The sequence below is a fragment of the Rhodoferax sp. LS1P39 genome, assembly GCF_056521425.1.
In genome coordinates this window covers 77,228-85,101 of the sequence record NZ_JBWMAV010000020.1, presented here as the reverse complement: position 1 = coordinate 85,101, position 7,874 = coordinate 77,228, and the positions used below count along the sequence as shown (strand labels likewise).

8 protein-coding genes and 3 tRNA genes are annotated in these 7,874 nt (G+C 63.1%); all 11 read right to left on the bottom strand.

Features of this window, described 5'->3' with window-relative positions:
- On the bottom strand, positions 1 to 405 hold a 405-nt coding region (locus AC097O_RS22935; RefSeq protein ID WP_479593186.1), incomplete at its 3' end, for a GTP-binding protein.
- A gap of 88 nt (positions 406 to 493) precedes the next feature.
- Positions 494 to 568: transfer RNA gene (locus AC097O_RS22930), tRNA-Thr, on the bottom strand.
- A 65-nt stretch (positions 569 to 633) separates the two neighbouring features.
- Positions 634 to 707 (bottom strand) — tRNA-Gly (locus AC097O_RS22925).
- Between the two features lie 97 nt (positions 708 to 804).
- Positions 805 to 890, bottom strand: a tRNA-Tyr gene (locus AC097O_RS22920).
- 116 nt (positions 891 to 1,006) lie between these two features.
- Positions 1,007 to 1,747, bottom strand: coding sequence for a uracil-DNA glycosylase (locus AC097O_RS22915; RefSeq protein ID WP_479595265.1), 741 nt, complete (start codon positions 1,745 to 1,747; stop codon positions 1,007 to 1,009).
- A 10-nt stretch (positions 1,748 to 1,757) separates the two neighbouring features.
- On the bottom strand, positions 1,758 to 2,552 hold the full coding sequence (gene trpC / locus AC097O_RS22910; RefSeq protein ID WP_479595264.1) for an indole-3-glycerol phosphate synthase TrpC: 795 nt from the start codon (positions 2,550 to 2,552) through the stop codon (positions 1,758 to 1,760).
- A gap of 53 nt (positions 2,553 to 2,605) precedes the next feature.
- Positions 2,606 to 3,361 (bottom strand): transglycosylase domain-containing protein, encoded by a 756-nt coding sequence (locus AC097O_RS22905; protein WP_479589136.1) that lies wholly within the window; start codon positions 3,359 to 3,361, stop codon positions 2,606 to 2,608.
- Positions 3,362 to 3,365: 4 nt separating this feature from the next.
- Complete coding sequence (aroE, locus tag AC097O_RS22900; RefSeq protein WP_479589135.1) at positions 3,366 to 4,193, bottom strand: shikimate dehydrogenase; 828 nt, start codon at positions 4,191 to 4,193, stop codon at positions 3,366 to 3,368.
- A gap of 27 nt (positions 4,194 to 4,220) precedes the next feature.
- Complete coding sequence (locus tag AC097O_RS22895) at positions 4,221 to 5,087, bottom strand: energy transducer TonB (protein WP_479595263.1); 867 nt, start codon at positions 5,085 to 5,087, stop codon at positions 4,221 to 4,223.
- A complete protein-coding gene (locus AC097O_RS22890; RefSeq protein ID WP_479595262.1) occupies positions 5,084 to 7,147 on the bottom strand; it encodes a ribonuclease catalytic domain-containing protein in 2,064 nt (687 codons plus the stop codon). Before AC097O_RS22890 ends, AC097O_RS22895 begins: the two co-directional genes overlap by 4 nt.
- 31 nt (positions 7,148 to 7,178) lie before the next feature.
- Positions 7,179 to 7,793: a YqiA/YcfP family alpha/beta fold hydrolase gene (locus tag AC097O_RS22885; RefSeq protein ID WP_479595261.1), complete on the bottom strand. Its 615-nt coding sequence runs from the start codon at positions 7,791 to 7,793 to the stop codon at positions 7,179 to 7,181.
- Between the last annotated feature and the right edge of the window lie 81 nt (positions 7,794 to 7,874).

The following is a 7,874-nucleotide window of genomic DNA, read 5'->3' as shown; positions in this document are numbered from 1 at the left end:
CAGGAACACGATGATGTAAGGCACGCCCACCTGGCGGGCCAACAGGATGTGTTCGCGGGTCTGGGGCATGGGGCCGTCAGCAGCCGAGCACACCAAAATAGCGCCGTCCATCTGGGCGGCACCCGTGATCATGTTCTTCACATAATCGGCGTGGCCTGGGCAGTCCACGTGGGCGTAATGGCGGTTGGCGGTTTCGTATTCGACGTGGGCGGTATTGATAGTAATACCGCGCGCTTTTTCTTCGGGCGCTGCGTCGATTTGGTCGTAGGCCTTGGCCTGGCCGCCGAACTTGGCTGCCAGCACGGTGGTGATGGCGGCGGTCAGCGTGGTTTTGCCATGGTCAACGTGGCCGATCGTGCCCACATTGACGTGGGGCTTGGTACGTGTGAACTTTTCTTTTCCCATTTTTCAACTCTCCAAGGAGCTCCGAAAAAAATAAACCAAATTTACCCAACCATCGGCACCTACTGGATTCGGCGCGCTTTCAAAATACTGGTGCCCATTCCGGGAATCGGACCCGGGACCTCTCCCTTACCAAGGGAGTGCTCTGCCACTGAGCCAAATGGGCACTTGTTGCATCGCTGCGGAAGACCCGAAGCAACACAACCTCAACTAACTACTGACAAACGCCTTTGGAGCGGGAGACGGGAATCGAACCCGCGTCATTAGCTTGGAAGGCTAGGGTTCTACCATTGAACTACTCCCGCGATCTGATGCCGAGACATCCGAGACGAAACATTCACGCCAAACCCAAAACCCGCTTGTCAATACTTTAAAAACTGGCTGTCATTTCTGACGTTTCGCTGGTGGAGAGGGCTGGATTCGAACCAGCGTACTCGTAAGAGGGCAGATTTACAGTCTGCTGCCATTAACCACTCGGCCACCTCTCCGGCGAAGCCTTAAATTATAGCACAGAGTTTTTAGCTGGCTAACCACTCTGTATTTAACAGCTTTCAATCATACCGCGTTGTGGTGACCGATGGCTTCGGGCGGCTTAATTTTGTCTTCATGCCGTGTGCGACCAGTCGATGGCGGCGGAACCCGCCTGCAGCAGGAAATTGCTGGCTAGCCGAAAGTGGCCGGAACCTATGAACGGTGTGGGCGGGCGCAGTGCCGAGAGCGGGGAGGGGTGGTTGGATTGCAACACCAGAATGCGTCGGCCATGGGCTGCGGCGACTTGGTGAATCAGCGGCGATTTGCTTTGGGCGTGGGCTCCCCACAGCAGGTAGACGCACACCGGTACGGTTTGTGCGACTTGCATGACCACCGCGTCCGTCAAGGCTTCCCAACCGCGTTTGGCGTGGCTGGCGGGCAATCCGTCCTCGACCGTCAGGCAGGTGTTCAGCAGCAAAACGCCTTGCTCGGCCCAGGCGGCCAGGGATCCGCCTGGGGCCCGGCGCGGCATGCATTCTTGCTGGAGTTCTTTGAAGATGTTGCGCAGCGAGGGCGGTGGCTGGATGCCGGGCGCTACCGAAAATGCCAGCCCTTCGGCCTGTCCTGGGCCGTGATAAGGGTCTTGCCCCAGGATGACAACCTTGACTTTGCTCAATGGCGTGAGGGCCAGCGCGCGCAAGGGCTGTGGCGGGTAGATCGTAGCCTTCTGGGCCAGGCGGTGGTTCAGAAACTGGCTGAGCTGCTGGCCTGGCACCGAAGCCAGAAAGTCCGCCACGCAAGGCTGCCAGTCGGGTGCGACGCTGGTGGCGAGGGGCGGCCAGCTTTGCAAGCGGTCCTCTTGAAAAAGAGGCATGGCGGGTGCGTTATTGCGTAGAAAACAGGCCCGCCAGCGCCACGCCAGGGTCGGCCGCGCGCATGAAGGCTTCGCCGACCAGGAACGCGTGGATGTTGGCGTCGCGCATACGCTGTACGTCGGCCGTGGTCAGGATGCCGCTCTCTGTGACCAGCAGACGATCCGCAGGCACGTCTTTTTGCAGCGTCAGCGTGGTGTCCAGGCTGACCTCGAAAGTACGCAGATTGCGGTTGTTGATGCCGATCAGCGGGGTTTTCAGCTTCAGGCTGCGCTGCAGCTCGGCGGCATCGTGCACTTCCACCAACACGGCCATGTCCAGCGAGCGGGCAATGGCTTCCAGTTCGGCCATGTGGCCATCGTCCAGGGCGGCGGCGATCAGCAAAATGCAGTCGGCTCCCATGGCGCGGGATTCATAGACCTGGTAGGCATCGACGATGAAGTCCTTGCGCAGCACCGGCAACTGGCAGGAAGCGCGTGCCTGTTTCAGGTAGTCCACCTGGCCTTGGAAGAACTGTTTGTCAGTGAGCACGGACAAACAGGCCGCGCCATATTCGGCGTAGCTTTGGGCGATGTCGGCAGGGATGAAGTCGGCGCGCAGCACGCCTTTGGAAGGGCTGGCCTTTTTGATCTCGGCGATGACGGCAGCCTGTCCAGCGGCGATTTTTTTGCGCATGGCACCCACAAAGTCGCGGGTGAGTACGCGGGATTCTGCGTCGGCACGCATGTCTGCCAGGGAGGTACGGCGCATCGCGGCGGCGATCTCTGTGCGCTTGACGGTGATGATTTGTTCGAGGATGTCAGACATGGGAAGGCTCAGGCAGTTTCAGCAGGAATGCCCCGCATTATCCATCCCGCCCGTCAAGGCAGCTCGGCGCTGGCCATGCGGGCCACGATGGTGGAGGCGCGGCTGCCCAGGTAGCCGGATTTGGGCAGTTTTTCAAAATACTTGGGCCGGGGCAGCATCACCGCCAGCCGGGCGGCTTCATACGCGCTGAGGCGGGACGCGGGTTTGCGGTAATAGTGCTGCGCGGCAGCCTCAGCACCAAACACGCCTTCGCCCCATTCCACGTTGTTGAGGTAGATCTCGAGGATGCGCTGCTTGTCCAACACATGCTCCAGCACCATGGTCAGCACGAATTCCTGGCCCTTGCGCAGCAGTGTGCGTTCGCCCGACAGCAGCAGGTTTTTCGCCAGTTGCTGGGTGATGGTGGAGCCACCGATGACCTTGGGTGGTTTGACCGGCTTGGCTGTGGCAGCCGCTTTGGCCTTGGCCGGGGCGGCCAGTTTGGCTGCACGTGCCTCGGCTTTTTCGTTCTTTTCCCAGGCTTTTTCCAGTGCCTCCCAGTCCACGCCGTCGTGGTTGCTGAAGCTGCTGTCTTCCGAGGCGATGACGGCGCGTTTGAGGTTGTCCGAAATCTGGCTGTACGGCACCCATTCCTGCTTCCAGCGCAAGGATTTGTCTGGGCTGGTCAATAGCCGCCAGGCCTCCGAGCGCTCAAAGGCGGTGGATTGCGGGTCCACCACCAGCATCAGGGCGATGCGGCCCACAAAAAACAGTTGCAGCGCTAGCGCGGCAAAAACCGCCAGCAGCAGCCAGCGCAGCAGGGAGCGCATCGTGTCAGCCCAGGGTGGCGCGCAGCTCGGCCAGTACCTGCGCCGAAGGTGGGCGCACGCCGCGCCAGAGCAAAAAGCCCTCTGCCGCCTGCTCGACCAGCATGCCCAGGCCGTCGCGTGCAATGGCTCCGTGCGCGCGGGCCCAATCCATGAAACCGGCTGCCGCCGGGCCGTACATCATGTCCAGCGCCAGCGCGCCGGCTTGCAGCACGCTGGGCGACACCGGCACGCCTGCGCCGCTGAGGCTGCTGGCGGTGGCGTTGACTACCACGTGGTAAGGCGTTTGTACGGCGGCCAGCTCGGCGCTGTCAACCAACACGCCGTGGGCCTGGGCCAGTGCGGCGTGGCGTGCCACCAGGGCTTCGGCCTTGCCCAGGGTGCGGTTGGCTACGGTAATGCGGCGGGCCTGGGCGGCGATCAGCGGCCCCAGCACCCCGGCGGACGCGCCACCGGCACCGATCAGCAGCACATCGCGACCCGCCAGGGCCACCCCGGCATTGTTCTGGATGTCGTTGACCAGGCCTGCGCCATCGGTGTTGTCGGCATGGATGCCGCCATCGCGGAAGTGCAGGAAGTTGCTGGCCCCCGCCAGTTGGGCGCGCGGCAACAGGTGATCGGCCAGTGCGGCAGCCTCAAATTTGAAGGGCACGGTGATGTTGCAGCCCAGCCCGCCCTCGGCGCGGAAGGCGGCTACCGCCTGCGCAAAGCCGTCCAGCGGCACCAGGCGCTTGTCGTACTGCAGGCTGTGGCCCATCAACACGGCAAACCGGCTCTGGATCCACGGCGACCGGCTGTGTTCTATCGGGTTGCCCATCACGCAATAGCGGTCCATACACGTACTTTCTGTCTAAAAAAGGGGTCAGGGGGTGGTGCCACCCTTGGTTTCCAGCGTCTGGTCGCGGGTGAAGCGAAAGCGCGACACCACCACCAACTGGTCCACTTTAGCCCGCATCGCGTCGCTGAACAGGCCAAACGGCCCGGCATTGCGCACGATGGCCTCGGCGCGGCGGTCCAGCGTGCGGTTGCCCGAGCTTTCGGCGATCTGGGTGGCCAGCACCTGGCCATCAAAGTTGACGGTGACGATCATGGTCAGCGCGCCATAGAGCTTTTTGCCCGCCACTTCGGGGAAGTTCTCGGTGCCCCGGTCTTCCACCCGGCGGCGCAGATTGTCGTAGTACACCGCGTACACCTCTTCGCGGGTAGCGGGGCTGACGTAGCGGCGCTTGGGGCGGGCATTTTCCTGGTTGATACGCCGCTCGATCTCGCCCAGCAGGTTCAGCAACTGGCGGCGTTTTTCTTCCTGCGCGGCGGCTTCGGGCGAATTGCTGGCCTTTTTGGGGTCTGGAATAGGCAGGCTGGCCAGCTGCTGGGTCACCTGCGCCAGCAGCATGGTTTGCTGCTGCTGCATCGCGTCCATCTTGCGCTGCGTGGCTTCCATGGTTTCGCCCAGGTCGGTGATGGCCGACGGCGGCAGCGGCGAGGTGGCGCGGCCTGCATCCGCCTCACCGCCGCCGGCCAGTGAGGCCTGGGCAATCGCCGTGGCGCGGTCGGGCGGGGTGGTGGACTTGGCGTTGACCAGAATCACCTCCAGCGGCGTGTCCTGGAACACCCGGTTGAAGGAGTCGGGGTCGACGAAGCGCAGCGTCAGCAGCACCGCGTGCAGGGTGATGGACACCCCCAGCGCAATCTGCAGGGCGGTGAAGTTGCGAAGGAAGCGCCAGGTCACGGTGCGGGTTCGACGGCGGATGCGGCAGCGGCTTCGGGCTCGTCCATGTCGACGGCGATGGCAATCGGCCCGGCGGAGGTGTCGTCTTCGTCGTCCTCGGCTTCTTCGGCGGGTGCGTCGGATGCCACCTCGACCGGCGTGTCCAGCCGCTCGACCACGGTGCCGTGCACGTCCAGCGTGATCTCGTCGATGTCGCCCAGCTTGACCCGCACCTTGGCACCGCGCGGCGCATCGCCCATCACGGGCAACACCAGCGGTAAGTCATCCGCGCGGACCATGCCGTCTTTGAAGATGCTGCCGACGATCTCGGTGATGCCGTTTTGCTGCAGGTACTTCAGCGTCCAGAAGCGCTCCATGGCACCTTGGTAGCCGTTGTAGGTGGCGTAGGCCGCGTCAAACATCGAGATGATGGAGAACAGGTCGGCATCCTTGGGCTTGAACGGCGCGGCCAGGGCGGCGGTTTTACCGTGCCGGGCGCAGGCGATGATCTGCCACTGGTTGACCAGGTCGGTGTAGCGGCGCAGGGGCGAGGTGCTCCAGGCGTAGCTTTTAACCCCGATGCCCGCGTGCGGCAGCGCCTTGGTGCCCATGCGCACTTTTACGCCGGGCAGCAGGCTGGCCTGGCTGCGGTAGATGCCGGGCACGCCGTTCTCGGCCATCCACTGGCCCCAGGTGCTGTTGGCCAGGATCATGGCCTCGGCCACCATCAGGTCCAGGGGGGCTCCGCGCTGGCGGGTGGTGATTTGCACCTGCTCGTCGCCCACCGGCTCGTCGGCGGTCTTGCCGACCAGCTTGAAGTTGTAGTCGGGCCGGTTGAAGTTCTCGGGCTTGCCGCGCACCACTTCGCGCTGGGCCTTCAGGTGTTTAGCCAGTTTATACAAAAATGATAGCTGCTCACGCTCAATGGATAAGCGCTGGGTGCCAATTTCATGCTCAAAATCCGGGTTCTCCAGCCATTCAGCGGTCACCAGCGTATCGAGTTGGTCGTGCCGCAGATTGGCGGCGATGTGCACCCGCTCCAGCTTCGTCTCGGTAGCGGTGATCTCCAGCGTGGCCTCATCCAGCGTGGCATACAGCGACACGGCGGGGCAGTCGCGGCCCTCTTGCAAGGTGTAGTTTTGCACCACTGCGTCGGGCAGCATGGTCAGCTTGTAGCCGGGCATGTAGACGGTGGACAGGCGGGCGCGGCCCAGCTGGTCGATGGCGCTGCCGGGTGTGATGGCCAGGCCGGGCGCGGCAATGTGGATGCCCAGCGTGACCGTACCCGTGCCCAGGCCTTGCACCGACAGCGCATCGTCGATCTCGGTGGTTTGCGAATCGTCGATGGAAAACGCCTGTGCGGTCGACAGCGGCAGGTCGTCCACGATCTGTGGCGCGTCCAAGTTCGGGAAACCCGTGCCCTTGGGAAAGTTCTCCAGCAAAAACCGCCGCCAGTGGAACTGGTAGGGCGAGTCGATGGCCCCGGCGTGCTGCAGCAGCACCAGCGGGGCTTTGTGGGTGGCGCGCGAGGCCTCGACCACGGCCTTGTATTCAGGGCCGTTTTTATCGGGTTTGAACAGTATTTTGTATAGCTGCTCACGCACAGCCGGTGGGCATGAGCCCTGGCTTAGCTCCTCCGCCCAGGCCGCAATTTGTAGTGCAAGCTGCTGCTTTTTCTCGATGGCGGCCAGCGCTAGCTGCAGGATCTCGGCGGATGCCTTGCGAAACCGCCCCTTGCCCGCGCGGCGGAAGTAATGGGGCGCGTCAAACAGGCGCAGCAGCATGGCGGTTTGCTGCTCCAGCGTGGCGTTCAGGCTGAAATAGTCGCGCGCCAGGTCGGCAAAGCCAAAGTCGTCCTCGGGGGCGAACTCCCAGGCCATCTCCAGCTCGATGTCGGCGGCGACCAGCTGGGCACCCTGCAACAGGACGGCGGGCGTGGGCTTGTCGAACTTCAGCAACAGGTTGGCGGCCTTGACCTTGACCCGCTTGCCACTGTCGAGCTCGACCTGCGCGGACGACTCCGCCTCAGACAAGATGCGTCCGGCCATGAATTTTCCGGCTTCTTCAAATAATGCAAACATGGGCTGAATTCTCCCATGCGCCGTGGCCTGTTTATTTGGGCGATGGGCCAGGCAAGAGGTTGAGAAAACGAAACACGCCGTCGATGTGCGCGTCGAAGTCGCTCAGCGCGTGGTCACCGCCCTCCAGCAGCGTGGGTTGGGCGCTGGCGTAGCGGGCCGCCATTTCGCGCCAATCCAGCACCTCGTCGCCCTTGGCGATCAGTACCCGGTAGCGCTCGGGTGGCGGCTGGTTGTGCAGGGCCAGGGCCTGCAATTCGCCGATAAAGGCGGGCTCGAAGAAAAAACGCTCTTGCGGGTTTTGCCAAGTGGTCTGCTCGCCGATGTACCGGGCCAGATCCCGCGCCGGGTCCACCGCAGGGTTCAGCAGTACCGCTTTGCAACCCGTGTGTTCGGCGATCCAGGTGGCGTAAAAGCCGCCCAGGGACGAGCCCACCACCGCCATCGTCTCCCACGGCCAGTCGGCAATGCCCTGGCGCAGCAGGTCGATAGCCTCCCGGGGCGACGGCGGAAGCTGCGGGCACCACCAGGTCACACCCGGGTGCTGGGTCTGCACGCGTACGGCCACCTGCCGGGCCTTGGCCGACTGCGGCGACGAGCGAAAGCCGTGAAGATACAGCAGATGGGTAGCAAAATAGGGTGCAAGCATGCGAAGATGCTATCAAAATCGTAGGTACTCGCGGCTTTGAGATAGCGGGTTGAGCCATTACGATAGCCGTCCCTGGGAGGC

Coding starts and splice junctions, on each gene's coding strand:
- AC097O_RS22915 (WP_479595265.1), bottom strand. CDS start 1,747: ATGCCTCTTTTTCAAGAGGACCGCTTGCAAAGCTGGCCGCCCCTCGCC.
- trpC (WP_479595264.1), bottom strand. CDS start 2,552: ATGTCTGACATCCTCGAACAAATCATCACCGTCAAGCGCACAGAGATC.
- AC097O_RS22905 (WP_479589136.1), bottom strand. CDS start 3,361: ATGCGCTCCCTGCTGCGCTGGCTGCTGCTGGCGGTTTTTGCCGCGCTA.
- aroE (WP_479589135.1), bottom strand. CDS start 4,193: ATGGACCGCTATTGCGTGATGGGCAACCCGATAGAACACAGCCGGTCG.
- AC097O_RS22890 (WP_479595262.1), bottom strand. CDS start 7,147: ATGTTTGCATTATTTGAAGAAGCCGGAAAATTCATGGCCGGACGCATC.
- AC097O_RS22885 (WP_479595261.1), bottom strand. CDS start 7,793: ATGCTTGCACCCTATTTTGCTACCCATCTGCTGTATCTTCACGGCTTT.